This is a genomic window from Pontibacillus sp. HN14, assembly GCF_021129245.1.
GTDB lineage: Bacteria > Bacillota > Bacilli > Bacillales > BH030062 > Pontibacillus.
Genome location: NZ_JAJOLR010000004.1, coordinates 1 through 26,572, shown reverse-complemented (window position 1 = coordinate 26,572; position 26,572 = coordinate 1). Strand labels below are relative to the sequence as shown.

The 26,572-nt window shown below is 42.3% G+C and carries 26 protein-coding genes, 16 tRNA genes, 1 rRNA gene and 1 pseudogene; 10 read left to right on the top strand and 34 right to left on the bottom strand.

Annotated elements, in window-relative coordinates; translation table 11 throughout:
• Window positions 1–7: 7 nt before the first annotated feature.
• The 5 genes from LQ226_RS13485 to LQ226_RS13465 all read right to left on the bottom strand — a co-directional run bounded on the left by LQ226_RS13485 (window position 8) and on the right by LQ226_RS13465 (window position 2,773).
• Window positions 8–883, bottom strand: a complete 876-nt coding sequence (locus LQ226_RS13485; RefSeq protein ID WP_231418479.1) for a Lin1244/Lin1753 domain-containing protein — start codon at window positions 881–883, stop codon at window positions 8–10.
• A gap of 556 nt (window positions 884–1,439) precedes the next feature.
• Window positions 1,440–1,694, bottom strand: coding sequence for a hypothetical protein (locus LQ226_RS13480; protein ID WP_231418478.1), 255 nt, complete (start codon window positions 1,692–1,694; stop codon window positions 1,440–1,442).
• Between the two features lie 30 nt (window positions 1,695–1,724).
• Window positions 1,725–2,243 carry a helix-turn-helix domain-containing protein gene (locus tag LQ226_RS13475; protein ID WP_231418477.1) on the bottom strand — a complete coding sequence of 173 codons (519 nt, stop codon included), beginning with the start codon at window positions 2,241–2,243 and terminating at the stop codon, window positions 1,725–1,727.
• A 64-nt stretch (window positions 2,244–2,307) separates the two neighbouring features.
• A complete protein-coding gene (locus LQ226_RS13470; RefSeq protein WP_231418476.1) occupies window positions 2,308–2,460 on the bottom strand; it encodes a hypothetical protein in 153 nt (50 codons plus the stop codon).
• A gap of 76 nt (window positions 2,461–2,536) precedes the next feature.
• Window positions 2,537–2,773 (bottom strand): helix-turn-helix transcriptional regulator, encoded by a 237-nt coding sequence (locus LQ226_RS13465; protein ID WP_231418475.1) that lies wholly within the window; start codon window positions 2,771–2,773, stop codon window positions 2,537–2,539.
• 173 nt (window positions 2,774–2,946) lie between these two features.
• Between LQ226_RS13465 and LQ226_RS13460 the strand changes: the two genes are divergently transcribed.
• The 3 genes from LQ226_RS13460 (at window position 2,947) to LQ226_RS13450 (ending at window position 5,594) form a co-directional block, all read left to right on the top strand.
• On the top strand, window positions 2,947–3,375 hold the full coding sequence (locus tag LQ226_RS13460; protein WP_231418474.1) for a helix-turn-helix domain-containing protein: 429 nt from the start codon (window positions 2,947–2,949) through the stop codon (window positions 3,373–3,375).
• Between the two features lie 191 nt (window positions 3,376–3,566).
• On the top strand, window positions 3,567–4,073 hold the full coding sequence (locus LQ226_RS13455) for an ImmA/IrrE family metallo-endopeptidase (protein ID WP_231418473.1): 507 nt from the start codon (window positions 3,567–3,569) through the stop codon (window positions 4,071–4,073).
• A 66-nt stretch (window positions 4,074–4,139) separates the two neighbouring features.
• On the top strand, window positions 4,140–5,594 hold the full coding sequence (locus LQ226_RS13450) for a recombinase family protein (RefSeq protein ID WP_231418472.1): 1,455 nt from the start codon (window positions 4,140–4,142) through the stop codon (window positions 5,592–5,594).
• Window positions 5,595–5,634: 40 nt separating this feature from the next.
• Here the strand turns inward: LQ226_RS13450 and LQ226_RS13445 are convergent.
• From LQ226_RS13445 to LQ226_RS13435, 3 genes and pseudogenes are all read right to left on the bottom strand, one after another.
• Window positions 5,635–6,057, bottom strand: a pseudogene (locus LQ226_RS13445) (protein prkA); the annotation flags it as partial.
• A gap of 228 nt (window positions 6,058–6,285) precedes the next feature.
• Window positions 6,286–6,720: a MarR family winged helix-turn-helix transcriptional regulator gene (locus tag LQ226_RS13440; protein ID WP_231418471.1), complete on the bottom strand. Its 435-nt coding sequence runs from the start codon at window positions 6,718–6,720 to the stop codon at window positions 6,286–6,288.
• Between the two features lie 17 nt (window positions 6,721–6,737).
• A complete protein-coding gene (locus tag LQ226_RS13435) occupies window positions 6,738–7,067 on the bottom strand; it encodes a DMT family transporter (protein ID WP_255688637.1) in 330 nt (109 codons plus the stop codon).
• Window positions 7,068–7,209: 142 nt separating this feature from the next.
• On the opposite strand from LQ226_RS13435, the gene LQ226_RS13430 reads away from it, so the two are divergent.
• Together LQ226_RS13430 and LQ226_RS13425 are read left to right on the top strand one after the other, a co-directional pair.
• Entirely contained in the window at window positions 7,210–7,548 is a 339-nt protein-coding gene (locus LQ226_RS13430) for a hypothetical protein (RefSeq protein ID WP_231418469.1), read from the top strand.
• A 266-nt stretch (window positions 7,549–7,814) separates the two neighbouring features.
• The gene (locus tag LQ226_RS13425) at window positions 7,815–8,015 is read left to right on the top strand and encodes a hypothetical protein (protein WP_231418468.1); all 201 of its coding nucleotides are present in this window, start codon (window positions 7,815–7,817) and stop codon (window positions 8,013–8,015) included.
• Between the two features lie 61 nt (window positions 8,016–8,076).
• On the opposite strand, the gene trmL is transcribed toward LQ226_RS13425, so the two are convergent.
• The 4 genes from trmL to LQ226_RS13405 all read right to left on the bottom strand — a co-directional run bounded on the left by trmL (window position 8,077) and on the right by LQ226_RS13405 (window position 12,691).
• The gene (gene trmL, locus LQ226_RS13420; protein WP_231418467.1) at window positions 8,077–8,550 is read right to left on the bottom strand and encodes a tRNA (uridine(34)/cytosine(34)/5-carboxymethylaminomethyluridine(34)-2'-O)-methyltransferase TrmL; all 474 of its coding nucleotides are present in this window, start codon (window positions 8,548–8,550) and stop codon (window positions 8,077–8,079) included.
• Between the two features lie 48 nt (window positions 8,551–8,598).
• Window positions 8,599–9,477, bottom strand: a complete 879-nt coding sequence (locus LQ226_RS13415; RefSeq protein WP_231418466.1) for an amidase domain-containing protein — start codon at window positions 9,475–9,477, stop codon at window positions 8,599–8,601.
• A gap of 208 nt (window positions 9,478–9,685) precedes the next feature.
• Complete coding sequence (locus LQ226_RS13410; protein WP_231418465.1) at window positions 9,686–11,257, bottom strand: PTS transporter subunit EIIC; 1,572 nt, start codon at window positions 11,255–11,257, stop codon at window positions 9,686–9,688.
• A gap of 81 nt (window positions 11,258–11,338) precedes the next feature.
• Window positions 11,339–12,691: a 6-phospho-alpha-glucosidase gene (locus tag LQ226_RS13405; RefSeq protein WP_231418464.1), complete on the bottom strand. Its 1,353-nt coding sequence runs from the start codon at window positions 12,689–12,691 to the stop codon at window positions 11,339–11,341.
• A gap of 149 nt (window positions 12,692–12,840) precedes the next feature.
• On the opposite strand from LQ226_RS13405, the gene LQ226_RS13400 reads away from it, so the two are divergent.
• Window positions 12,841–13,551, top strand: a complete 711-nt coding sequence (locus tag LQ226_RS13400; RefSeq protein WP_231418463.1) for a UTRA domain-containing protein — start codon at window positions 12,841–12,843, stop codon at window positions 13,549–13,551.
• A gap of 105 nt (window positions 13,552–13,656) precedes the next feature.
• Here the strand turns inward: LQ226_RS13400 and LQ226_RS13395 are convergent, their stop codons facing one another.
• From LQ226_RS13395 to LQ226_RS13370, 6 genes are all read right to left on the bottom strand, one after another.
• A complete protein-coding gene (locus LQ226_RS13395) occupies window positions 13,657–14,229 on the bottom strand; it encodes a methylated-DNA--[protein]-cysteine S-methyltransferase (protein ID WP_284526765.1) in 573 nt (190 codons plus the stop codon).
• An 80-nt stretch (window positions 14,230–14,309) separates the two neighbouring features.
• Window positions 14,310–15,437 (bottom strand): tRNA epoxyqueuosine(34) reductase QueG, encoded by a 1,128-nt coding sequence (gene queG, locus LQ226_RS13390; protein WP_231418462.1) that lies wholly within the window; start codon window positions 15,435–15,437, stop codon window positions 14,310–14,312.
• Between the two features lie 38 nt (window positions 15,438–15,475).
• The gene (locus LQ226_RS13385) at window positions 15,476–17,185 is read right to left on the bottom strand and encodes an ABC-ATPase domain-containing protein (protein ID WP_231418461.1); all 1,710 of its coding nucleotides are present in this window, start codon (window positions 17,183–17,185) and stop codon (window positions 15,476–15,478) included.
• 148 nt (window positions 17,186–17,333) lie between these two features.
• Window positions 17,334–17,407, bottom strand: a tRNA-Gly gene (locus LQ226_RS13380).
• 203 nt (window positions 17,408–17,610) lie between these two features.
• Window positions 17,611–18,996 (bottom strand): argininosuccinate lyase, encoded by a 1,386-nt coding sequence (gene argH / locus LQ226_RS13375; RefSeq protein WP_231418460.1) that lies wholly within the window; start codon window positions 18,994–18,996, stop codon window positions 17,611–17,613.
• A 12-nt stretch (window positions 18,997–19,008) separates the two neighbouring features.
• On the bottom strand, window positions 19,009–20,217 hold the full coding sequence (locus tag LQ226_RS13370; RefSeq protein WP_231418459.1) for an argininosuccinate synthase: 1,209 nt from the start codon (window positions 20,215–20,217) through the stop codon (window positions 19,009–19,011).
• Between the two features lie 354 nt (window positions 20,218–20,571).
• Between LQ226_RS13370 and LQ226_RS13365 the strand changes: the two genes are divergently transcribed.
• From LQ226_RS13365 to LQ226_RS13350, 4 genes are read left to right on the top strand one after another with little or no spacing between them, the layout of a single operon-like run.
• The gene (locus tag LQ226_RS13365; RefSeq protein ID WP_231418458.1) at window positions 20,572–21,489 is read left to right on the top strand and encodes a metal ABC transporter solute-binding protein, Zn/Mn family; all 918 of its coding nucleotides are present in this window, start codon (window positions 20,572–20,574) and stop codon (window positions 21,487–21,489) included.
• Between the two features lie 48 nt (window positions 21,490–21,537).
• Window positions 21,538–22,287, top strand: coding sequence for a metal ABC transporter ATP-binding protein (locus LQ226_RS13360; RefSeq protein ID WP_231418457.1), 750 nt, complete (start codon window positions 21,538–21,540; stop codon window positions 22,285–22,287).
• Window positions 22,288–22,292: 5 nt separating this feature from the next.
• Complete coding sequence (locus LQ226_RS13355; protein ID WP_231418456.1) at window positions 22,293–23,162, top strand: metal ABC transporter permease; 870 nt, start codon at window positions 22,293–22,295, stop codon at window positions 23,160–23,162.
• On the top strand, window positions 23,159–24,052 hold the full coding sequence (locus tag LQ226_RS13350) for a metal ABC transporter permease (protein WP_231418455.1): 894 nt from the start codon (window positions 23,159–23,161) through the stop codon (window positions 24,050–24,052). Before LQ226_RS13355 ends, LQ226_RS13350 begins: the two co-directional genes overlap by 4 nt.
• A gap of 601 nt (window positions 24,053–24,653) precedes the next feature.
• Here LQ226_RS13350 and LQ226_RS13345 read toward each other — a convergent pair.
• The 16 genes from LQ226_RS13345 to rrf form a co-directional block, all read right to left on the bottom strand.
• Window positions 24,654–24,735, bottom strand: a tRNA-Leu gene (locus LQ226_RS13345).
• Between the two features lie 7 nt (window positions 24,736–24,742).
• Window positions 24,743–24,816 (bottom strand) — tRNA-Cys (locus tag LQ226_RS13340).
• A 9-nt stretch (window positions 24,817–24,825) separates the two neighbouring features.
• Window positions 24,826–24,900: transfer RNA gene (locus LQ226_RS13335), tRNA-Gly, on the bottom strand.
• 9 nt (window positions 24,901–24,909) lie between these two features.
• Window positions 24,910–24,984, bottom strand: a tRNA-Gln gene (locus LQ226_RS13330).
• A gap of 8 nt (window positions 24,985–24,992) precedes the next feature.
• Window positions 24,993–25,068 (bottom strand) — tRNA-His (locus LQ226_RS13325).
• Between the two features lie 13 nt (window positions 25,069–25,081).
• A tRNA-Trp gene (locus LQ226_RS13320) sits at window positions 25,082–25,155 on the bottom strand.
• Between the two features lie 20 nt (window positions 25,156–25,175).
• A tRNA-Tyr gene (locus LQ226_RS13315) sits at window positions 25,176–25,261 on the bottom strand.
• 16 nt (window positions 25,262–25,277) lie between these two features.
• A tRNA-Thr gene (locus LQ226_RS13310) sits at window positions 25,278–25,350 on the bottom strand.
• A gap of 8 nt (window positions 25,351–25,358) precedes the next feature.
• Window positions 25,359–25,434 (bottom strand) — tRNA-Phe (locus LQ226_RS13305).
• Between the two features lie 43 nt (window positions 25,435–25,477).
• Window positions 25,478–25,554: transfer RNA gene (locus tag LQ226_RS13300), tRNA-Asp, on the bottom strand.
• Between the two features lies 1 nt (window position 25,555).
• Window positions 25,556–25,632, bottom strand: a tRNA-Met gene (locus LQ226_RS13295).
• Window positions 25,633–25,703: 71 nt separating this feature from the next.
• A tRNA-Val gene (locus LQ226_RS13290) sits at window positions 25,704–25,779 on the bottom strand.
• A gap of 10 nt (window positions 25,780–25,789) precedes the next feature.
• Window positions 25,790–25,864 (bottom strand) — tRNA-Glu (locus tag LQ226_RS13285).
• Between the two features lie 13 nt (window positions 25,865–25,877).
• Window positions 25,878–25,969 (bottom strand) — tRNA-Ser (locus tag LQ226_RS13280).
• 1 nt (window position 25,970) lies between these two features.
• Window positions 25,971–26,045: transfer RNA gene (locus LQ226_RS13275), tRNA-Asn, on the bottom strand.
• 60 nt (window positions 26,046–26,105) lie between these two features.
• Window positions 26,106–26,221, bottom strand: a 5S ribosomal RNA gene (gene rrf / locus LQ226_RS13270).
• Between the last annotated feature and the right edge of the window lie 351 nt (window positions 26,222–26,572).

Sequence of the window (26,572 nt, the reverse complement as noted above, 5' to 3'; positions counted from 1 at the left end):
CACCCTCCTAGAATGCATTTTGGTAACGACTCGGCATAGGCGTTACATTGGAGGATGGACCTTCTCTCTTTCTAGCAAATTGCTTCTCCTCAGCTTCAACATCTGCCAATGTCCTCACATTGCCGTGGTACCAGCTATTTAAAATAGAGTTGGCATATGGGAAGGTTTTGTTTGCTAATGCAGCCTTATCCATTGCCTTTATAACTAGCTCTTCTCCAAGATCGTCAATCCATTGATCTATCTTTTCAGTCGTTACATGGTTCAGAGGACCGAAGCAATTCTCGAAGAATGTGAACGGATTCTGAGAGTTTCGGCCGTTATCTTCTTCTTCTTCTTCTGCTTTACTCTCCTCTTCTTTACTTTCCTTTACTCTACTTTCCTTTACTTTACTTTGTGGATTACTGTTATCATTTTTTGAGTTATTGTTAACATTAACTTCCTTTCCGTTGGGTTTAGTTAGTATTATTGCTGTCTTAGAGTTGCCAATAATATGTTCAAAGTCCTGTAAAAGGAAGTATTCCTCTTTAAAACGAACCTCTTTTCTACGTTTTACAGCCTCTAAGTATCGGCTCTGAACCCCTTTACTGGTAAGGACTGCATATTGTGCGTACACGTCTTTATTGAACAAATTTTCCTCGATGCAATCAGCGACAATCTCTTTTACTGAGTTAATGTTGACATTAACTCTTCTAGAGAATAGTAATTGCTCGCGTTCATTCCATTCGTAGTAGTAACCTTCCTTGTACACTTTCATTAAGAGCTTCATTAAAACCGCAAAACCTTCTATCCCATGTTTAGCTTCGATAATGGCTACCTTGTCGTCCTGGTCCATATCTACATCGAGTGGGAAGTAGTCAATACCTTCTTTGTATGGTCTAGCCATTTAATCTCCACCCTCCTTTATTCTTTTTACACAAACAGCTTTCATGCCCTTGATCTCAGCTAGCCGCCATTCAGGTTCTACGCTTCTCAAGTAACCTATAACGTAGCTAACGAACAGATCGCGTCTGTTAGGGGCATCTTTGGTCATCCACAAATAACAGTGCGGAATAGGGAATTCACGCTTGTCCAGAAGTAATCTCACCCCTTTTGTGGTATAATATGATTAATAAAAGTTTTTTCGAGGGACCGCATACCAGTGCGGTCTTTTCTTATGCTCGAAGGTGCTTAGTCACACCCTCATGAACAGGAGCAATTCGGCATTTCAACCTTCCGTATCTGGGAGGAAAGGAAGGGCCCCTATTCATGAGGGCAAGACTACTTGCCCTTTAATACATTTAGTGATATTATGAATCTAGACGTTGTTGGTAGTCAGCAGGCTTTGCTGGCTGCCTTTTTTTGTGTTTTATTTAGTGATTTAACAAAGTGGTCGGCTTGATCAACTAGGTTTCGATTGGCTAAAGCTTGTTTAATTAATGCATTAGCCTCTCCCGCCTTCATCAACCGGCTTGCGTATTGGACGTATTGCAAGATTCTTTCCTCGCTTTCTCCTTTAACCCAAATTCAACCGCATGCTCCATAGCATCTATAATCGTCTTTGGGTCAATTTTTTCTCCTGTATTTAACGCTCTCTCTACAATCCAATCAAGACTTCCAAAGAGAATTGAATCCCTCACATCTCGGGCAATTTCATCTGAAGCTTCGATTTGATTTGCGATAGCAGAAATGATTTTGTGATTTTCTTCCTCTGTCATAACAATGCTCCTTTTCTGAATTTTATTGAGCTACCTCACCACATAACCTTTTGCGATCATCTCTCGGTTATGATTTTCTAACAGTTTGGTATAATGTAATCCGTATGGTTCCAGAGCTCGTAAGAACACCCAACCGCAAGTCATAGATTCAATATACTCCTGAGCGATTTCTTCAAGCTCCCGGCGTTCTACGTCTGATATGGATGAACCTGGCTTGAGCATGATTTTCTTTGCTTTCTTCACTGCAACTAACGCTTCTTCTAATTCTTCCTCTGACTTCATTAATACAGAAGAAGGATGATGATCGACGTTATCTCCATTTAATTGAGGAAAGAAATAAGGACCGAAGTAATCGGCGGCAGCTTCCATCACCATATCTAAATCTTGATACTTCTCTAAAGCATGTTGGAAGATATCAGATGGAACTTTTGCTCTTCCGTTCTCGTAAGCAGAAATCGTCTCTCTTGAACAATTCGCTTCCATACTCAAATTCGTTTGACTATCCCCACATTGTTTCCTAGCATTCTGAAGTGCTTTACCAATTGGCACCAGAATTACCTCCTTTTTTTACCCTCACAAATCTTGTGATTCGATATAATGGCATTAAACAGATTCATGATGCTGATTTCTCAGAGGTATTTGAAGTGGATTCCTGTTCTTCTTGCTCACGTTCTCGTTTGCGCTTTTCGGCCGCTATCCGAACAGCTGAAGGGTAAAGCGCTTGGAAAAACTTTTGCGTTTGCTCTTCGTTTAAAACGATTTTCATGAAATCACTCCTTTACACATGTTTATGAGCAAGCCCCCTCAGACTATCCATAAAAAGTTACTTCTGTTCGAGTTAGTTAAATGGCTTGTCCCGGCCCTTTTTGTTCCAAATCGCTACATTGTTCTTCAAAAAAAATCGACCATTCAAAGTCTAGAGTTGAGGCAATTTTTTTTGCTACAGAAACGCTAGGGTTTCTGATTCCATTCTCAATTTGAGTATAATATGCTCTCCCAATATTGGATTGTTTTGCTACCTCTAATTGCGTTAATTCTTTCTTTTTTCTTATTTTACTTAGCCACATTCGTTGGTTCATTTACTCACCACCTTTTGTAGCGATTTGCGACTGTATAACCAAAGTATAATGTAGCAATACGCAACTGTCAACACAAACATGTACTTTTTTGCTACATTTATTTCATGTAGCAAATTGCTACTTTATAATATAAATAGTTTATAAAATATATAAAAATACATTTTTAACAAAACATGATCAATATATTAACTAAAGGAAGTGCTTTGATGATTGGTCAAAAGCTTAAATATTTGAGACAGAGGGAAAAACTTACGCAAGGAGAGCTTGCTGAAAAACTGAATATTAGTCGAGGAACTTACGCTCATTACGAGTTAGGAAAAAGAAATCCAGATTATGAAACACTAAATAAGATAGCTAACTTCTATAATGTTAGTACTGACTTTATCCTGGGGAGATCCTACGCAGAATCTAGTGAGGTGAAAGATGCCTTTGATCCCCTTGAGGAACTCAAACAATACCTTATAGATAATAACATGCAAGATATGGATCTTAGCTTTTATGATCTTAACTCATGGAAAGACCTCACGCGTGAAGATATAGAAGAAATTAAAAATCACTTCGAATGGGTTCGAGAAAAAGCTAAGAAAAGAAAAGATGACTAATAAGGGTTATAAATAAACTTATAATCCTATTGGTCTTATTTTTCACCCAAAAAAGAACATTTGTTCTATTTTTTCTCCTAATTGGAAGTGGATAGCAATTCAATTATTTAGTAGAATTATCTAAAGCCTGATAAAATAACAAGGCTTTTCCAGTTCATAAATAGTTTTGTTACAAGTGGGAGGATTCTTTATTGAAGTACGAATACACAAGGTTAGAAGATCAAATCAAAGAACTATACACAGCTATGGGGATCCATTGCCCGTTTGATATGGAGCTAGGTTATATATCATCCTCTTTAAAAGTAGATCTGAATATTGGAGAGCATGGACCCTTTCGATCTGGAAACTCCATTCATTTGCAAATTCATGATACACCTGAAGAACAATGGGAAAGCTTCGGTCATGAAATCTGCCATGTTCTTTGGCATGCGGGAAATCAGCTTTTTATGGCTAACACATACCGTCTGAAACAAGAATGGCAAGCTAGGAATTTTGCTCTTCACTTTTGTGTACCTACTTTCATGTTACTTAAATTAGATCTTCCAGAGCGTCGTTGTGAAGCCGTTGAACTTATAGCTGAAACATTTGGTGTCACACATACTTTTGCCAACCAAAGACTTCAACATTTAGAAAAACAATACCTGGGTAAGATGGTATGGGAGGAAATTGTGAGAAATGGTTTTTGTTCCCTGGGATAAGTCGTTGAACTAACAGGCTCACGCTCTATATAATATAGGTAACATTATTTAACGGAGGTGATGAACATGAGAGCAGCTAAATACAGACGTGTTTCAACAATTATGCAAGTTGAAAAAGGTGTCAGTTTGGAAACTCAGAACGAGCGCCTTAATGCTTACATCACCTCTCAAGGGTGGACGTGTGTTGAGGACTACGTAGATGATGGTTTCTCGGCTAAAGACCTTAAACGTCCAGGAATGCAACAGTTGATTGAGGACATCGAGTCTGAGAAATTTGATGTTCTGCTTGTTTATCGTTTGGACAGATTCATCCGATCAGTGTCTGACCTTCATAAGCTGTTAAAACTTATGGAGAAACATGATGTAAAGTTTAAGTCAGCGACGGAGGTTTATGACACCACTACTGCTGCTGGTCGTTTATTTATTACACTGGTTGCAGCTATGGCTCAATGGGAACGTGAGCAGACAGCTGAACGTGTTTTCGAAAACATGATGAGCCGTAGTGAAAATGGCTATCGAAATGGAGCTCCTGCCCCCTATGGTTATGACATTATAGAAGGTAAACTTGTAATAAATCATGATGAAGCTCAATGGGTTAAATATATCTTTAAGAAAGCACTCACACATGGTTCTCAATACATTGCTAAGCAACTTAACAAGCGTGGAGTCAAGACGAAAAAGGGAGAGATTTGGAGTGACTTCTCTGTTCGTTATTTGCTTCGCAATCCTATTTACATTGGACAAGTTCGTTGGAATCATCGAAGTCTAGCTAAAGGGAAATTGACTGGAGAAGATATTATTACCCCTATCCAGCAAGAGGACTTTGAACCTCTTATTGAAGAGGAAGATTTTAAAGAGGTAGCTTTAATTATGAAGAACAGAAGTAAAATGGCCTTTAAAGCAAACACCCCCTATCCATTCTCAGGTATCGGAAAGTGTGGAAAATGCGGTAAAAGCTTAACGGGTAGTAGTAAGAAAAGAAAAAACAACACGGTCCATAGATTCTACAAATGCCAGGGACGGTTTAAGTTTGGTATTTGTGATCAACCTGTTATTGCTGAAAACACGCTAGAAGAAACCTTCTTCAATGCACTAACAGTATCCATTGATAACTTCCAACCATCGAAAGAGACTTCTAATGCTGATCCAGAAGTGGATAAAGAACATATTGAGAATGAACTTGAGAAGGTTAAGTTGAAACGTGAGCGCGCTGAAGAAATGTATCTAGAGGGCGATATTGATAAGAAACGTTATAAAGATATACTAGAGAATGCTCGATCCACTGAGGAGGATCTAATGAAAATGCTAAAGGAAGAAGTATCGGAAGTAGCAAGCGAAGAAGATGTAATGCTTGTTCTACAGAATATCAAGGAAACCTACCCTCAAATGTCATTTGAAGACAAGAAAATTGCCATCCAAACCATTTTCGAGTCCGTCACCATAGATATCATAAAAAAAGCACGAACCGGCAAGAATGCTGAGCCAGCTGTGCTTGAGATTACGGATTACCAATTCAGGTAATCCGTTTTCTATTTTAATGGGTGTTTAAGGAAATGCATGCATCCTCATGCATCGGACAACCTTTAATGGCGTAAACTGCCCCTTCATCTGTATGAGAGAATCGCTCTAAACCACGTTTTAACAACGTAACAAGTGTCGATTTACCACCGCTGACTGGTCCCATCAATAACAAAATCCGTTTCTTAACATCCAGTCGCTTGGCTGCCGGGTGGAAATATTCCTCCACCAGTTTCTCCATTGCTTCTTCTAATCCAAAGATCTGATCGTCAAAAAACTTATAATGAACCCTTCCATTTTGCTCTTCGATCCCCGCATGTTTAATCATATTATAAACACGGGAGTGAGCTGACTGAGCCAGGTACGGACGTTCACGAAGCATGTCTAAATACTCACCAAATGTCCCTTCCCACTTCAAGTTCTCCTCTTCTTCCCTGTAACTTTGCACCTTTTTTAAGAAATCCACTCAAAAGACCTCCCCTGTTGAAGTTAGGCAAGCACTGAATAATACAGTCTATGTACGAGGTTTCGGAAAAATGAGTCGAAAGAAAAGATTCGCCCATAATGCAGGACGCTGTGAGTTTGATAAATGCTAAGGCTGTATTAGGAACACCTTCCTTTCCACTGCGCCCTATCATAGTGGCGGCAGAAGAGCGGAACAATTGGATATAAAAAAACTGATTCCATTCAGGAATCAGTTTTTGACGTTCATAGCTTGTAAGATCTTCTCGAAAGAATTCACCGTTTGGCTTAATTCTTCTTCATTTAAACTCTCAGATAGGAGACGGAAGAAATAGTCGTCATACCGCTCAAGATCCTTCGCATAGGCTTTCCCTTTCTCTCCAAGGGTAATGCGGTGGACGCGTTTATCGCTCTTGTCTGCATATTTCTTTAAGAAAGAATCCTCCTCAAGTTTAGAGACCATTTGGCTTACGGCGCTTTTCGATATATCTAGTTTTTCAGCAACTTCTGTACTCGTTGGATGTTCCAATCGAATGACCGTGGTCAGAAGAACTTCTACGGTAGAAGATAAACCGTATTTCTTAAAACGGTCTTCCTCTTCCGCTAAGTTCTTCCAAAATTCCTCAAATAAATGCTGCAAATAAGCAGCTTTCTCGTTATCTTTCATAAAGACCCCTCTATCTATTAGTGGGCAGCCTTAGCCATATTCAGGATGAAGACCCCACCTATAATCAAAAGTATCCCTGCAATCATCATACCATTGATTTGTTCTTTGAAAAGCAGAGCGCCAATAGCTACTGTGAGCGCGGTTCCCCCACCAGCCCATACGGCATAAGCTGTATTTAATGGGAGGTACTGAAGAGTGAGCTGCAGGAAGAATAGAGCCATCATAAACCCTGATATTACTCCAATCGTTCCCCATAGTTTTGAAATGCCCTCAACTGTGGACCATTTCAACATGGAACTCCCGAACACTTCGGTCACTATGGCAGCTAGTAGATAAATGTAACCCATGTACACCCACCCCTTTACCATTTAATTTAGTTAACTTAACTAAATTAAATTATACACGGTTCTCTATACCGTTGTCAATTTACTTATTTAGAACATGCCTTCAACTTCAGGTGCATATAGATCATTAAGGAGCTGAGGCCGGATGAACAACCGATTAGGTATAGGGCTCGTGATTGTTTTTATGATGGTGTTAGCAGGTTGCCAAGAAAAGCCGCCTTCGTTAAAAGGAACATGGGTCATCTTAGAAGAAGGTGGCTCCTTCCACTCCGGAGATCGCCTTGTTTTAAAAGAAGATGGAGTTGTCACCCTTAACGGCTGGACTTCGGAATATGAACTCATCGAAGATCAGTATATGAGAATTGCAGCAGATAGTGGGAAATTAATGTGGGCCTATTCTGTAACAACGGAGACGTTAACGCTACAATCTAAGAACAGTAAACACGATATGAAAGTCACAGCCCAAAGAATCAATACGGATTAAGGAAAATAAAACGTTCACATTTCTCCCTAGAAAAAACCTATTCTATGTTCACACTTTTGTCCAAATTGGGTATAATAAACATTAGCGAACATTATGACGTTCTAGACTAAGGGGGCATAAGACATGAAATTAATGCTAGTTCTTGGGGTTATTGTGACTTTTGTTATTTCGATCTTCTCAGCAGGTTACGATACAAAATAAGCCACTACATAAAACCAGCATCTCTAGAGATGCTGGTTTTTTTACAATGAAGGAGGCGTTGTACGGTGAAAAATATTCATGTATTCTATATCAAACTTCTCTTTACAGCAGCGCTGATCTACTACTTCGTCCATTACTTAATTACAGGTGAAGGTGGCCTTTTAAATCTATTATTACCATTCGTGTATATCACCTGGGTGGGATCAGATTATCTAAAGCACCGCAAGCACAACACATGGCAGGAGCGTTACACGTTTAAGAGCTAGACATTTCTTTGCATCCATAAAAAAGCCGATCGCCTCGTTACGGGGCGATCGGCTTCTTTTTTTAGTTTAAACCAGGAAATCCTTGCTGGCGTAACACTTCGTACACAAGAATGGCAGCCGTATTGGATAAGTTTAAAGACCGAACTTTATCCGACATATGAATACGTAAACAGCGGTCTTCTTTCCCTTCAAGCAAAGATTTCGGAATCCCATCTGTTTCCCGTCCGAAGACAAAGAACAATTCTTCTTCAGGGTTACTGTAATCATAATCCGTCCAATACTTTGTACCAAAGTTCTCTATATAATAGAAACTGCCGTCCGGATGCGCTTCATACAATTCCTCAATCGAATCATGATAACGAACATCGACATCGTGCCAATAATCAAGGCCAGACCGACGAAGCATTTTATCATCTGTTGAGAAACCAAGCGGACGAACTAAGTGCAATACCGTATCCGTAGCCAGGCATGTTCTTGCGATATTACCCGTATTGGCTGGGATTTCTGGTTGATATAATACGATATGAAGAGCCATTTTCAGTCACCTCTAACATGTAATAACTACCGTATTATATCATATTTTCTACTCTCCTATCCTGAAAAACTTATACTGAATATTAGGAGTATAAGCCGTTGAATCTTCATAATCCCAATACCGGTGATAACTATTAGACGTATGAGCGTTCACAAGAGGCTCCCCAAAGGCATCTTTCCCTACAACAATCGTGGTATGATTCCACCTTCCGTCTCCTTCAAAATCATAGCAAATAATATCTCCTAAGATCAGGTCACTCGCTCTTTCTACCTCTCTCCCCTTTACTCCTTGTTTAGCCCCGCTCAAGTACCACCGCATCGCATTCGCTACTGTCCAGCTATAGCTCCATACTTTATAGTTGTACCACCATCCCTTTCCCCTGTGCGGCGATCCCCACATTGGGGCTCCTCCGGCTTTCAGACATTGTGAGATAAAATTCGTGCAATCATCTGTGAAGTGTCGATAAGCAGGATTATGCGTATTCCACCAAAGGTTTGCATACTGAACCGCTTTTTGCCGGTCGTATGTGCTTCTCGTATCTTCTCGCCACAGCGTGCCTTCTTCATTAATTAAAGTAAGAGCTTCACGGGGCGGGGCTTCCTCCTTTGGAACAGGTAAGGCTTCATCTTTAAGAAGTTCATTCCCTTTAAATATAGCACGATGATCCCGCTGCTCTTCTTCTATATAATAGTGATCCCCTTGTTGAATAAAAAAAGTTACATAGAGCGCGTAATCGATCTGTTGTTCACCATTATTCAGCCTTAATGACCGATAAGGCGCCCCCTCCGCTGTAACACGTACAACTCTGGCTCCCCGCTTCTCATGACATTGCATCTTCAGTAAAACCCACGAAGGCGTCCGCCTCTCCAGCCCTTCACCTTTCAAACACCGCTCCCAGTAATCCTTTAATCTCTCCTGAATCCCCATGGCTCCCCTCCTTTCTACCACTTTATGAAACACCACCCCAAATCATCCCTAAACCACACAGACGCCCCCTTCACCGCATTACCATACTGACGCGTGCCAGACACCCTGCCATGCGTTAAAGCACGAACGCGTGTCAGACACGTATTCGTGCTTTAACGCAAAAAAGCAGAGACGTTTTACGTTAAGTAAAGGTCCCTGCTTTTTTTATTTAGGCTGTTTCTTGTTTTATGATTCGGTTAATTTCGTTTTTGTATAAATCTGAACGTCCGCCAAATATAGCTTGAATGTTGTGGTCTACCTTTACAACCCCGGCTGCTCCTAAAGCTTTCAAATGATCTTCGTCAATTTTCTCACGATCACTGACTTCCACACGCAGGCGAGTAAAGCACGCATCGATGTGTTTTAAATTCTCCTGACCTCCAAGAGCTTGCATGATAGCTAAAGCGGTTTCTTTATTGGCGCTTCCTTTTTCTTTCTTACCGCCTTTGTCATCGCCTTTCTTCTCATTATAATCTGCCCTAGTATAAAGCTTATTCTCTTGTCCACCACGCCCTGGTGTGGCAAGGTTCCATTTCTTAATGGCGAAAGAGAATGAGAAGAAGTAAATCACGAAGAATACAGCACCAAGAACCATGTTCATCCACCAATTTTCTGTCCCTGGTATCGCGTTCACAAGAACATAATCAATGAATCCAGAGCCCCCGGCCCATCCTAAGTGAACGTCGAGCATGTACGTAACAGCGTATGATACACCTGCTAGAAAAGCATGGAATAAAAATAGAAGTGGAGCTACGAATAAGAAGGTAAATTCAATAGGCTCCGTAATTCCTGTTAAGAACGCTGTACCGGCAGCCGCAATCAGCATCCCTTTCACAACCGGACGATTGTCTTTGTCTGCCTGACGATACATCGCAAGTGCCGCACCTAATAATCCGAACATAATAACTGGAAACTTACCGGCCATAAAGCGACCAGCTGTAACCTCTACACCTTCAGCAATTTGAGCTAAGAAGATATATTGGTCACCAGAAACCATTTGTCCGGCAACCTCTGTCGTTCCACCAAGGGATGTCCATAAAAACGGCGCATACCAAATATGGTGAAGACCAGTAGGAATTAAAGCACGTTCAAGAAATCCGTATAAACCAATATACAAAGGATTCGTTGCTCCGTTAGCGATCACATTGGCAACGGCATTAATACCACCTTGAATGGGTGGCCATACAACCATCATTGCCATTGCCAAGAAGATTGATGTAAATACCATAGCAATCCCAACCGATCGATCCCCTGCAAAGAATCCGAGTACTTCAGGTGGATCAAATTCGTGGAACTTGTTGTATACCCAAACGGCTAGAAGGCCTACAACAATTCCCCCGAGCACCCCTGTCTCGAGCGTCGGGATCCCAAGCGCCATTCCATACTCCCCGTTTTCAGCGACCTGTTCAGCTGTAATACCAAGGGCGAAGGAAATGGTTTTATTCATAATTACATAACCAAGAAGCGCTGCTAGTGCCGCAATGCCTGACCCTCCCGTCAGCCCTATCGCGACTCCAATGGCAAAGATCACAGCCAGATTATTAAAGATACTAATCCCAATATCAGACATCCCTTCGCCGATGAATTGCACAACATCATTTTGTAAAAACGTCACCGTATCTGCTAAAGGACCTGTAAGTGCCGCCCCAAACCCTAACAAGATACCTGCTGCCGGTAGAAGCGCAACAGGAACCATCAATGATTTCCCGAATTTCTGTAACGATCCAAAATATTTTTTCACGATTCCGATCCCCCTTTTTTAACGAAAACGCTTTCCTTGTTGGAATAAGAGAAGACCCGGGGTGTGGTCCGGGTCCGTTCCTTACTGCACGACCGCTTCTTGCTTACGTTTATGAAGTTCTGGCCAATACGCTTTATTCGCATCAATCAGATCATCTAAAATCTGTCTTGCTACCGGTGCATCTACTACTGTCCGGTTTAATGTCAGCGCCTGTAACGCTTTTTCATAACTATTCTCAAAGTACGCATCCACAACGAGCTGTTCATAAGCAAGCTGACCTTCGATTAGACCTTTGTAGAACGTCGGGATGTGTCCAACAGCAAACGGTTTCGGGCCACGGTTCGTCATCATAGCCGGCACCTCTACCATAGCGTCATCCGGAAGATTCGCAATGGTTCCGTTGTTCTCAACCATGACGATGAAAATATCTCCGTTATTATATGCCATTGAAGCCGCTACACGGATCATGTATCGACCGTGGATATCAACTTCTAATTCCACATTCGCAGTCGTTCCATCTGCCACAATCTGATCCGCTAAAGCGTGTACGCGTTCTTGGCGTCCGTTAATAACCTGACGAGCTCTCGTATTCTCCGGATCTTCTTTCTCTACCATTTCAGTTGGGTATAAGTAGTACTGAAGATACGTATTTGGAAGATAATCAGGGAAATCGTTAACCATACGCTCTACCTGTTTAAATGTCTTAATCCAAGAAGGGTCATTGGCAATCTCAGCGTCTTCTGGGATAAATCCATCTTCAGTAATCGCACGCTTGATGGTTTGAGTATGATCATTACCGTCTTTATCATAGATTCCTGTAAACCAGCCAAAGTGGTTTAACCCGAAGTATTCTGGCACAAGATCAAATACATCTTTTCCTAGAATCCCAGCGTAACTCACCATAATGGCTGCCGGCATATCACAAATATTTAATAACTTCTTATCGTTTGGAAATTCTCGTTTAAGGGCTTCTGCGACAATGGCAGCAGGGTTTGTATAGTTCAGAATCCAAGCATCCGGAGCATAGTGACGGATATCTTTCACGAGATCAATCATATCCCCAATGGAACGCAATCCATAAGCCATGCCCCCTGGCCCGCATGTTTCTTGTCCAACGGCATTGTACCGAAGAGGAATCTGTTCATCTTTCTCTCTCATTTGCAGTCCACCAGTACGAATTTGAACAAAGACAAAGTCAGCGCCCTTTAAGGCTTCTTCTTTATCCGTTGTATAGGAGAACGACTCTAGTTCTGGATATTTTTCGCGTAATATAATTTCAGTCGCTTTTGCAATCTGTTCTTGCCTTGCTCCATCTGTATCGTAAAACGTAATCGTTTTCAAAGGAAACTGTTCTTTTTCAGCGATTAAACTCATAATCATTCCGATTGTATACGTGCTTCCGCCACCTACGACGACTAGATTTTGTTTTTTCATCGTTATAACCTCCAAGAAAGGTATTATATTTGTATTAAAAATAACTTAATATGAATATAATACACATTTTTGAAAGCGTCAACATCTTTTGTCGAAATTTTTATCTTTTTCCGTTATAATGGTTTTATAGAAGAACTGGAGGAATCACGATGGCAGCCCCTTTATATAGACAAATTGCACACAAAATCAGAGAAGAAATAGAATCAGGAAACTGGAGGGAAGGCGAAGCGATTCCTACGGAGAAGCACCTTTCTGAACAATTTTCTGCTTCACGCGTTACCATCAGGCAGGCGATTAAATGTCTGGTGGAAGAAGATTTATTAAAACGCGTGCAAGGCAGCGGCACTTATGTAAATGAGAAGAAAATTGAACATAATATTTTTGAATTACAAAGCTTTACGGAAGAAATGAGACGTTTAAATAAAGAACCTATTAATCACGTTTTAAACTTTCAAATGATCGAACCTAGCGAGAAGGTAAGGGAGGTTCTACAATTATCAGAAGGGGAAAAGGTCTTTTATATCAGGCGACAGCGTCTGGTAGATGATACACCTTATGTATTAGAAGACACCTACCTTCCAGTCAACATGTTCCCTGACCTTTCCTATCAAATTATGAGCGGGTCTAAATACGACTATATTGAGCAGATTCGAGGGATGAAAATAAAAGAAAGCTTCCAAGAGGTCATCCCGATTCTGCCAGATCAGGAAGTTGCCACTTCTTTACGCCTTGATGCGACCACCCCTATCTTGAAAATTCAACTTCACAGTGTTTTCTACGATGGAACGGTATTTGAATACAGCGACATCTACTTCAAAAGCGACGAGTACAAGTTCACTCTACGCGCATCCAGACCCTAACAGCAGCAAACAAAGAACCTGATTCACTTCCCTTTGCGTGCCAGACACCCTTCACTCCGATAAAGGGTGTCTGGCACGCGATATAAAAAAAGCCGTTTCCCCCCATTAGGAGGAAACGGCTTTTTGATGTTCTAGATCTAATAAATGTTCTTTACGCTCAAGACCACCTGCATACCCGACAAGTGCTCCATTGCTTCCAATGACACGATGACATGGAAGAATAATCGAAAGAGGGTTTTTATTAACCGCTCCACCTATGGCGCGCACTGCCTTTGGTGCTTGAATCGCTAAAGCAATATCTTTATAGGAACGAGTTTCGCCGAAAGGAATATCGGCTAAGGCTTTCCATACTTTTTGCTGAAATGGAGTTCCATACAAATCAAGCTGGACCTCAAAGTGATCTCGTTTGTTTGAAAAGTATTCATCTAATTGCTTCTTTAACTGCTTAAATTGGGCTGGGTCGTGTACATATTCAATGTGTAAGAAGTATTTTCTGGCCCACGTGGTTTGCTTGGATTCCACATCTCGCAACGAACCATGGTCAATTCGGCAAAGACCTTTTTCCGTTGCCAGGAGTGTTAAAGGTCCAATAGGACTTTCCATTTCATCGTAATAAAGGAAGGAACCTTTCGTCATGTTTATCCCTTCTTTTACAACAGATTTTCTATTATTGTACATGGTATTCATGGATTGTAAAAGTGTTTTTCCACCATTTTTACATAAATAGATAGACTAATTTTAGGAGAAATTGTCGAAGACTAGAGCAAGGCTAAACCTTTATCCATTTCTTCAATCACTTCCTCATCTGTTTCCTTACCTTTTGCTTCGGTTATAGCAGTATATGCAGAAGGGTTCCCGATTTTTCCTAAAGCCCAAGCCGCTGTTCCTCGAATTACGGGACGAGGATCCTGGTTCATTAAACGCGTCAATTCCTCTATAGCCGTTTCATCCTTATAATGGGCAAGGGCAAGGATCGCATTCCGTTGAATGGGCTTCTTGCCTCGCCACGACCCAGACATCTGCCCGTAGGTTTCTTTAAACTCACGGTTAGAAATGGACAACAGCGGCTTCAAACTCGGCTTCACTCGCTCAGGATCTGGCTGAAACTCTGCGTGAATTAAATTGTGTTTCTTCTTGTTCTTTGGACAAACCGTCTGACACGTGTCACACCCGTATAAACGGTTACCAATGACACTGCGGTATTCATCCGGCAGAAAACCTTTTGTTTGAGTTAAGAAAGCAATGCATTTCTGTGCATTTAACTGCCCTCCCTCAATCAAGGCCCCTGTAGGACAAGCGTCCACACAAATATTGCAGTCTCCGCAAGAATCATCGACAGGTTCATCAGGAGGGAATGCAACGTTGGTCAACAGTTCGCCGAGGTACACATAGGAACCATACTCTTCTGTAATTAAGTTTGTGTTCTTACCGGTGAATCCAATACCCGCTCGCTCCGCAACAGCACGGTCAGATAGCTCTCCTGTATCCACCATGGACCGTCCATAAAAATCTGTTACGCGGCTTTCTAGATACTCTCCAAGTTTGGTTAAACGGTCACGAAGGACATCATGATAATCCTGTCCCCAAGATGCGCGACAGAATAACCCTCGTCGATCTTCTCTTGTACTTCTTGGTGCATCTTTCAATTTGGACGGATAGGCAAGCGCAATTGAAATAATCGATTTGGCTTCAGGCACGATCCGATTCGGTTCTGTTCGCTCTTCTATAGTCCCTTTTTCAAATCCAGACTGGTATCCAAGGTTCTGCTGCGTACGAAGGCGTTCCTTCAATTCAGTAAAGACATCTGGCGTTGTAAATCTAATCTTATCTATGCCAATTTCTTTCGCATAGGCTTTAACATCTTCTTTCAACTCGTGAAGGTCCATCTTCATTCCCTCCTTTCTTCCCAGTTATGATAATTGTTTTAGGAGAACTGATCGACTTTACTTGTTCGTAAACGATTTAAAGTAGCCGCGATCTCGTGGCGACGTGGCCTGGCTAGATCACCAGGATGCTGGTCTTTAAAGTCAGTAAACGATGCCAGACCTTTTTGATCAAGCTGAGCTTCAATTGCATCTAATAATTCCGGGAAACTCCGCTGGTCTTTCAACCAATTCTTCTGCTCTAGATGATGAAGAATTTCTGCAATCATTCTTGTTTGCGATCCGCTTACCAGCTGTTCCACATAATGGAGTGAAATCTCAGAACGTCCTAGGAGAATAAGCGTACGACCTTTCGCTTGCACTTTTGATTTCTTTCCTCTCCGGCTATCTAAGCTTCCAGGTAGAAAATGACGCTTTGGCATCGTCTTGAAGTGGTCTGCTTTTTCTTCATCCCGGTGGAACGGGTATTTCTGGGCAATTTCTTTCGCTTGCTCCGTGACGTTATAAGGGAGATATTGATCAAGCATGATCACATCATCCGCTGCATCAAAATAGTCACCAGAACCACCCATTACGAGGATGGTCGACACATTTACTTCATCCCGTAGACGTTTAATCTGATCAATAAATGGAGTAATAGGTTCTTTATCTTTCGCCACTAATTCTTGCATTCTTGCATCCCTAATCATAAAGTTCGTAGCACTTGTATCTTCATCAATCAACAAAGTAGAGGCCTCGGCTTCAATCGCTTCCATTACATTCGCAGCCTGAGACGTGCTTCCACTGGCGTTTTCTGTCGAGAAGCGCACTGTATCTTCTCCATGCGGTAAATGATTAATAAACGGTGATATGTTAACACCAGATACCTGACGTCCATCTTCAGCCCGAACTTTCACAGCATCCGGATCCGTCAGTACATATTCACGGCCATCTCCCTTAATATGAGGATACACCCCTCGTTCAATAGCTTTCAATAGGGTACTTTTTCCGTGGTAGCCCCCACCAACAATAAGAACGATTCCTTTTTTCAGCGCCATTCCCGTAATCGGTTCGTTTCGATGCGGAATGGTGAAAGAAACGCGGTTCTCCTCAGGACTTGTGAACGGAACTGCCTTTTTCATCGGTCTGTTACTAATTCCACTTTCGCGAGGAAGAATGGATTCATCTGCAACAAATGATATCCAATCCTCTTCTTTCATCTTAGCTCTGATGGCATCATGCTGATCTGCTAACTGAGCTGCTGCTTCAAAATCCTGATCTTTCATCATCAGTAAGGACTGTTTAAGAACGGAAGGAAGCACTTGTAAGAATAATTTTTCCGCTTCTTTACCATTTATGCGACGCCCGTTCGCTGGCAGTCCAATCGATAAGCAAATCTCTGTTTGCTTTTCTGTTATGGAAACCGCTGTTCGCTCAAGGATTTCCTGTCCGGGAGCATCGATCGAAATTGCCCCACTCTTACCGGATCCTCTAATTGCTGTTTTATCCTTTGCGATCGCCCGTGCGACGTGGCGAGCCACAAGGTCTTCTATATACGTCAATCGAGTCGACGTCTCCATCCACTCGCTTGCAATTTTATATTCATTTGATGGGACAATTAGTCTGATTTTAGACGGAGCCGCAAACGGGTCACCCTGCACGTAGTCAATAGCTACCGCATGCGTCTGAAACGTATATCTTCCTTGAATGTCTTTATACGCTTTATAACTCTTCCCATCAATTTGCTTTAGTTTCTGCTGTAAATCTTTCATCCAAATGGCACCCTTTCTTGTTTGGTCATGATTATTACAAAAGGGCAGAATTCCCCTTATAACCAATGTAACCTTTTTGGACAATATAAAAACGCAATGCTTCGTTTCCACACCTTTAAACGAAACACTGCGTTGGCAACATAAATTATGGAGCGGGTGATGGGAATCGAACCCACGACATCAGCTTGGAAGGCTGAGGTTTTACCACTAAACTACACCCGCATTGGCACCAATGCTTAAGTTATTTATACTAAGCTTGTAGTATTAATTATGTGCTGAAATCAGCTACAAAAATTATATTAACAAATCCTTAACAATTCAGCAATAGAAATTTAAAAAAATTGTCGAAAACCCGTAATTTTTCTGTTTAGTTATGATTCTTTGAATCTTTCTTATAGTGTATACAAAAAGAGCAACTATTAAACCTAATAGTTGCTCTTTAGTAAAGATTTCGCATGGTTTAGTTGTTTTTTTACTTGATTGGGTGCCGTTCCACCTATACTCCCTCGTGCAGACACGACTTGTTCCGGACGCAAAGCCTCATAGAGATCTGAATCAATAAAAGTAGAAAAAGATTGATATTCTTCTAGACTCAGATCTAGTAAGTTTTTCTTCTGCTGAATAGCTGACAGGACGATTTTCCCTGTTACTTCATGAGCTTGCCTAAAGGCCATCCCCTTTGTCACCAAATAATCAGCCAAATCCGTTGCATTGGAATAGTCTTGTTTTACCGATTCATACATCTGCTCTTTCTTAACAACCATAGTCTCAAGCATTGGTGCCAATATAGCCAAACTCTTCTCCAGGGTTTCCACTGTATCAAACATACCTTCCTTGTCTTCTTGCATATCTTTATTATACGTAAGTGGTAACCCTTTTAGCGTTGTTAACAGCCCCATCAGATGGCCATACACTCGCCCTGTCTTCCCTCTTAAAAGTTCAGGCATATCCGGATTTTTCTTCTGAGGCATCATACTAGATCCTGTACAGAAAGCATCATCGAATTCCACAAAATTAAACTCTTGGCTTGACCAGATAATCATCTCTTCGCTCAGACGGGAAATATGCATCATAAGGATAGACGCATTGCTCAGAAATTCTACTATAAAGTCCCGGTCGCTTACAGCATCCATACTGTTCGGATAAACTTCTTTGAACCCTAATAGATCAGCTGTGAACGCCCGATCAATTGGAAATGTCGTTCCTGCAATAGCCCCGGCCCCAAGGGGGGATACGTCAATTCGTTTCAGACTATCCTCTAATCGACCTGCGTCCCGCTGAAACATCCAGAAATAAGCGAGTAAATGATGGGCAAATGAAATGGGCTGCGCGCGCTGAAGGTGCGTATATCCAGGTACAATCGTATCAATATGAGATTCCGCTTTCTCGCATAAAACAGTCTGGACATCGTTCAGAAGACTGCTTATATTCTGTACCTTCTTCTTCAAATATAAGTGCATGTCTGTAGCAACCTGATCATTCCGACTTCGCGCAGTATGAAGTTTACCAGCGAGTTTGCCTATTTCTTCATGAAGCAACATTTCCACATTCATATGAATGTCCTCATACTGGGCTCTGAGCGTCGCTTCTCCTGATGCCACCTTCTCATGAACCGTCTTTAACCCTTCAGTAAGGGTTTGCGCTTCTCCCTCTTCTATAATTTCACACCGAGCAAGCATAGCTACATGAGCAAGGCTTCCTTCAATGTCCTCGTCGAGCAATGCCTGATCAAAGCAAATCGAAGCATTCATTTCCTCTACGAGCTGATTTGGACTTGTGGTAAAGCGTCCTCCCCATACTTTTGATGACATGTTATTTCCCCCTCAGACGTTCACTTTTGTTTTCTGTTTCTTAGCATATACTTTAGATGGCAATCCCCACAATTTAATAAAGCCGACAGCTGCATCGTGGTCAAAGGCATCCCCTTTAGAGTAAGTAGCTAATTCTTCGTCGTATAAACTCATTTCCGCTCTCGTACCGACAACGACCGCCTGACCTTTAAAGCACTTCACTTTCACATCTCCCGTTACGTTCACTTGAGTCTCTTCATGGAAAGCTAGAAGCGCTTCACGCAAAGGTGAATACCACAATCCTTCATAAATCATCTCTGCTAGTTGTTGCTCAGCTTGTGGTTTAAACTTAGCTACATCTCTTGTATGAGTAAGGTGTTCTAATTCCTTGTGAGCTTGAATCAGAATCATGGCTGCAGGACATTCATAAACCTCACGTGATTTAATGCCCACAAGACGATTCTCTACGTGGTCAATACGCCCAATACCATGCTCTCCGCCGAGGATATTTAGCTTTTCAATAATGTCGACAAAAGACATTGCTTTCCCGTTTATACCAACCGGTTTACCCTTTTCAAATGAAACGACAATCGTTTCTGGCTCATCAGGCGTAAGGTGAATAGGAGCCGTCCATTCATATGCTGCTTCCGGCGCCTCTGTCCAAGGGTCTTCAAGCACCCCCGCTTCACAAGCCCGTCCCCAGATGTTCGCATCAATCGAGAAAGGATTCTCATCTGTTATCGGTATATTTATGCCCTTTTCCTTGGCATAAGCAATTTCTTCATCCCGTGTCATCTTCCACTCTCGAACGGGTGCAATCACTTCAAGATCTGGGTCTAATCCCTGAATAGCAACTTCAAACCGAACCTGATCATTTCCTTTCCCTGTACACCCATGAGCGACCGCCTCTGCGCCCTCTTGATGAGCAATCTCAACAAGTTTTTTGGCAATCAATGGACGAGACAGTGCTGATGACAATGGATACTTCCCTTCATACATTGCATTTGCTTTTAACGCAGGCAAAAGAAAATCTTCCGCTAACTCTTCTTTTGCATCAATCATAATCGCCTTTACAGCTCCCACATCTAACGCTTTCTGACGGACCGCTTCCATGTCTTTCCCTTCCCCCACACTAAGACCAAGCGCAATCACATCGTATCCGTACTTCTCTTGAAGCCATTTAATTGAAACGGAAGTATCTAACCCTCCGGAATAAGCTAACACACATGTTTTGTTCATCATAAGTCCCCTTTCCTTCTCCCTTGGTTATTATATTATGTATGATTATAACGCCAAAAGTATAAGTATTCAATAATTATGAATAAAAACTTTAAAAACAGACTTTTTATTCATTTTAACGTATAAAAAACCATCCATAAGATTTAGTTTATGCCAGACTGTTGACAACGTTTTGATTTATCTATATATTTTGCACTAAGGAAACTTTTATAGCTCGAGTTAATTTTTTAAAAAACACGCACACTTTTCTACTTCGCTCATATCTTTATAGAGCTAACGAAAAGTCATTTTTTTAATTATTTTTTTGCATAAAGGAAACTTTTATTAACATGTACAAAAAGGGAGGACATAGGAAACATGAAGAAATTAATAACCATAGCATTCCTAACAATGATTGCTTTAGTTGGGTGTAATGCTTCAGACGACACATCAGGAGATGAAAAAGTAAAGGTTGTTACTACCATAGCTCAAATCGGTGATATTGCTGAAAACATAGGCGGTGAACATGTCAATGTTAAGAGCTTAATGGGGCCTGGAACGGACCCGCATACGTATAAAGCCACTACGAGTGATATTGAAAACTTACAAAAAGCGGATGTGATCTTCTATAACGGACATCACTTAGAAGGCCAAATGAACGATGTATTCGCAAAAATGCGCTCCGAAAAACCTACGCACGCTGTAGCAGAAGCCATTCCAGAGGATATGCTTGATGCTGACCCGGCCAACCCGGACATTCCAGATCCTCACGTCTGGTTTGATATTAACTTATGGAAGTATGCTGTTGACGAAGTGACCAAAGGTCTTAGCGATTTAGACCCTGAAAACCAAGCGTATTATGAAAAACAAGCAGAAAAATATAAACAAAAATTAGACGAAACGCATACTTATGCTAAAGAGCAAATTTCTCAAATTCCAGAAGAGAGCCGCGTACTCGTCACCGCCCATGACGCGTTTCATTACTTTGGTAAAGCATATGGACTAGAAGTGATGGGACTGCAGGGATTAAGCACAGAATCAGAATATGGATTAAAAGATGTGCAGCGTATTATCGATACCGTTTCTGAGAGAAATATTAAAGCAGTCTTTGTAGAAAGTAGTGTAAACAAAAGGTCAATTAATGCTGTAGTAGAGGGTGCTAAAGCAGAGGGTCATAACCTAAAAATCGGCGGAGAACTTTATTCCGATGCGATGGGCCCAGCTGATACTGAAGAAGGAACCTATATTGGCATGTTCAGACACAATATCGAGACGATTGTAAGTGCATTGAAGTAATAAATTTGTTTCTGTACCTTCAGCCTTACCAAGAAAGGAGATGCTTATATGAAAGCTATCGAAATTCAAAACCTGGCTGTAACCTATGAACGACAGCCCGTCCTAGAAAATGTGAATTTCACCATTCCAGAAGGAACGTTAACTGGAATTATCGGACCAAACGGGGCAGGAAAATCCACCTTAATTAAGTCGATTCTGCATCTGATTCCTCGTCTATCAGGGGATGTAACGGTGTACGGGAAACCATATAAAAAACAGCGTAATTTAATTGGCTACGTTCCACAGAGAAGTGAAGTAGATTGGGATTTCCCCACAAATGCATTAGATGTAGTTCTCATGGGCCGCTATGGCCATATTGGTTGGATCCGTCGCCCAAATAAAAAAGAAGTACAATTCGCCTATGAGTGTCTTGAAAAAGTCGGTATGAAAGAATTTGCTAACCGACAAATTAGTCAACTATCTGGAGGACAACAGCAGCGTGTTTTCTTAGCCCGTGCACTAGCACAAGATGCTCAAATTTATTTCATGGATGAACCATTCGCAGGCGTAGACGCCGCAACGGAGAAAGCCATTATGAAGCTGCTACAAGAATGGCGTGAACAAGGCAAAACAGTCCTGGTCGTCCATCATGACCTGCAGACTGTAAAAGACTATTTTGACCATTGTCTGCTGCTTAACAAAACCCCAGTGGACTATGGACCAACAGAGAGTGTTTTCACGCTTGATAACCTGGAACGAACTTATGGAGGAGCCATATCCTTTTTAGGAAATGGTCCTATTCTTACCCAAGGAGGATAATATTCATGAGTGAATTTTTAAGCCTATTAACCAACCCAAACACGCAATGGGTATTAGCTGGCTCCTCCTTGCTTGGCTTTGCTAGTGGTTTAATTGGTAGTTTCGTTCTACTCAAAAAACAAAGTCTGATAGGAGACGCCATGGCTCATGCGACACTTCCTGGCGTCTGCTTAGCTTTTCTATTATTTGGCGTTAAATCGATTCCCCTCTTTCTACTAGGGGCTGCTACAACAGGATTACTTGCCACATACTTTATTCAAGCCATCGTGAAACATTCAAGGATCAAGACGGATGCCTCTATTGGCGTCGTGTTATCCGTTTTCTTTGGACTTGGAATTATGTTGCTAACCTATATAACAAAGCACGCAAAAGGCAATCAAAGCGGCCTTGAGGATTTCATATTCGGGCAGGCAGCTGCTATGGTTAAGAGCGATATTCAAGTAATTGCGGTGGGATCTCTCTTAATCATTGTACTCTCCTCCCTATTCTTCAAAGAATTTAAGATTTCTATTTTCGACCCAAACTACGCCAGGGGGATCGGCTTACCGGTTAGCGTGTTTAATTTCGTTCTAATGGCCCTAGTAGTAGGTGTAGTGGTTGTCGGAATTCAAATGGTTGGAGTGGTACTGATAGCGGCACTGCTAATTACTCCCCCACTCGCTGCCCGTTACTGGACAGATCGTTTAGGAAAGATGGGCGTCATTGCAGGTCTATTCGGTGCCGTATCAGGAGTAACCGGAACGTTAATCAGCACAGCAGGTGAAGGGCTTCCTACAGGTCCCCTCATTGTCCTATGTGCCTCTTTCATCTTTGTCCTATCCTTATTATTTGGCGCCAGTAAAGGAGTTATAATAAAGGCGGTGAGACAAACATGACGTATAGTTTATGGATTATTACAACAGGAGTCTTGGTAGGTATCACTTGTGGTATGACAGGAGCTTTACTCGTTCTTAGAAAAATGTCGATGCTTGCAGACGCCATCAGTCATACCGTTCTCCTCGGGATTGTAGGAGCATTTCTCGTGACCCATTCTCTAAATGGAGTTCCCATGCTAATCGGAGCAGCCATAGTAGGCATACTAACCGCTTTAATGGTGCAACTCCTCGATTCAAGCGGAGTTCAATCCGATGCTGCAATCGGGGTCGTGTTCACTTCTCTCTTCGCACTCGGCGTCGTCTTGATCTCCTTTATAGGAGATAGTGTACACCTAGACGTTGAACACGCCTTAATGGGAGAAATTGCATTTGTCCCATGGGATACATGGACATGGAACGGGATAAACTTAGGCCCCACTGCAGTATGGCTATTAGGCTTCGTGTTTATCTTAAACCTATCCATCATCTTACTATTTTATAAGGAATTTAAAATTAGCACCTTTGATCCTCAGTTAGCTATATCAATAGGAGTGCCAGTGGTCGCTATTCATTATGTATTAATGTCGATGGTATCCTTCTCTACCGTGGCCTCATTCGATAGCGTGGGAGCTATCCTTGTTGTAGCTATGTTAATCGTACCAGGAGCAACTTCATACCTTCTCACTGATTCCTTCGGTGGTATGATCGCCTTAAGTGCTCTTATCGGCGCACTCTCCTCCTTACTAGGATACACCTTCGCTCTTTTTGTAGATGTATCGATATCAGGAGCCATGGCCACTGCAACAGGAGTGCTCTTTACTCTCGCTTTCTTCCTAAGTCCAAAACACGGAATGCTAGCGAAATGGTACAGACGGAAACAACAGCAAAAGAAACAACTGAGAGCATCGTGAAGATACCAAGATAAAATGAGCGTTGAATTGCATAGCAATTTGATGCTCATTTTTTTTGTGGTTATACCTTTGTTTATCAGTGCTATTTGTAGAATAGAATGCAAATCATATTCCCCGTCGAAAACATACAATTTCAAGTGCAAAAACGCATCCAATTTCGACTACAAAAAAAGAGCAAGTTCCCTGTCGGAAAATGCTCCTTCTTCTTCAACTAAAGACCCTCATATGGAATACTCGAGGTTTGAGATATTCGAATTGGAAGAGGCCGCTCCATTTCATCAGTGAAAGGAGTGTTTTTGTTCTACAAACAGTCCAACACCATAGGGCGGCGACTGTTACAGGATTAATGAATATGGCATGTTTCCGTTACTCCCAATGAGCATAAGGGAGACCCAGGAAAGCGCGTACCGATTGAGGAGACCTCCCAGCTCGCCGTGGAAAGCGAATAATTTCCCCAACCACCTTACACCCATCTATCGCTAGCGGAAACACCCTCTCAACTTCAAATTTCTACATAAGAAGATACTAAAAAAAGACATAAAAAAAATCGCTCTTCTCAGCGATTCAAAATATGTTCAATATTCTATTTCAGACTTTCCAGTACCGGTGGTCGGGTTCGAACCGACACTCCGTGAGGAACACGATTTTGAGTCGTGCGCGTCTGCCAATTCCGCCACACCGGCATATAAATGGAGGCGGCAACCGGATTCGAACCGGTGGTAAAGGAGTTGCAGTCCTCTGCCTTACCACTTGGCTATGCCGCCAAATAAAAATGGAGCGGAAGACGGGATTCGAACCCGCGACCCCCACCTTGGCAAGGTGGTGTTCTACCACTGAACTACTTCCGCGAAACTTCTTGGCTGGCCCAGCTGGATTCGAACCAGCGCATGACGGTACCAAAAACCGTTGCCTTACCGCTTGGCTATGGGCCAATGTTTTATGGGGCGAATGATGGGGATCGAACCCACGAATGCCGGAGCCACAATCCGGTGCGTTAACCACTTCGCCACATCCGCCATAAAATGAAATTGGCAGGGGTAGTAGGAATCGAACCCACATCGGCGGTTTTGGAGACCGCTGTTCTACCTTTGAACTATACCCCTACTTACTGTAGTAATTTAAATGGTGGAGGGGGCAGGACTCGAACCTGCGAACCCAGAGGGAGCGGATTTACAGTCCGCCGCGTTTGGCCAACTTCGCTACCCCTCCACGTTTTGAGAAAGTATGCAGGCCAGAGGACTTGAACCCCCAACCTACTGATTACAAGTCAGTTGCTCTACCAATTGAGCTAGGCCTGCACAAAACATGGTGGCTCGGGACGGAATCGAACCGCCGACACACGGATTTTCAGTCCGTTGCTCTACCGACTGAGCTACCGAGCCAGTCTTATGTACTTTACAGTAACAAAACTATTTAATTGAAAAATGGCGGTCCGGACGGGACTCGAACCCGCGACCTCCTGCGTGACAGGCAGGCATTCTAACCAACTGAACTACCGGACCTTGGTTGCGGGGACAGGATTTGAACCTGCGACCTTCGGGTTATGAGCCCGACGAGCTACCAGACTGCTCCACCCCGCGACAATGTTGAATATCAACTATATATCCAATTATATGATACTTACAATGATCTTGTGCATTGTATTTTAAAATGGTGGAGGATGGCGGGCTCGAACCACCGACCCCCTGCTTGTAAGGCAGGTGCTCTCCCAGCTGAGCTAATCCTCCATATATTAAGTGGTGACCCGTACGGGATTCGAACCCGTGTTACCGCCGTGAAAGGGCGGTGTCTTAACCACTTGACCAACGGGCCAATAAAAGGTTGGTGGCGGAGAGCGAGGGATTCGAACCCTCGAGACCCGTGTTTGGGCCTACACGATTTCCAATCGTGCTCCTTCGGCCACTCGGACAGCTCTCCATGGCTCCAACGGCAGGATTCGAACCTGCGACCGATCGGTTAACAGCCGATAGCTCTACCACTGAGCTACGTTGGAATATTGTCAAATCCATCTGTCCTAGAAGAAGTCTCTTGGATAGCTTTATAAGATAACAAAGCATGGCGGCGTCCTACTCTTGCGGGGGTGAAACCCCGACTACCATCGGCGCTGAAGAGCTTAACTTCTGTGTTCGGCATGGGAACAGGTGTGACCTCTTCGCCAAAACCGCCAGACTCTTTGTTGTTCGTTTTCTTCGTTTCTTTTAACGACAAGTTATATTTTATCTTGTTGAGAGAAGAAAGTCAATAGATATTTTAGATTTTTTTCTAAATACCTTCAAAACTAGATAAGAATTATGACATCGTGCCTTTTACGTTTTTACGCTTAAGCTGGCTTCCAGCTCCAACTCCCAGACCCTAGCGTATAAGTCATCTTCTTTCCAAAGGCTAACGCCTTTTCCAAGAATCTGTCTTATCCGTACGGGTCTAAGCGGTCGTCTGCGCTTTAGATAGATAAGTCCTCGATTTATTAGTATCGGTCAGCTGCACGTGTCACCACGCTTCCACCTCCGACCTATCAACCTT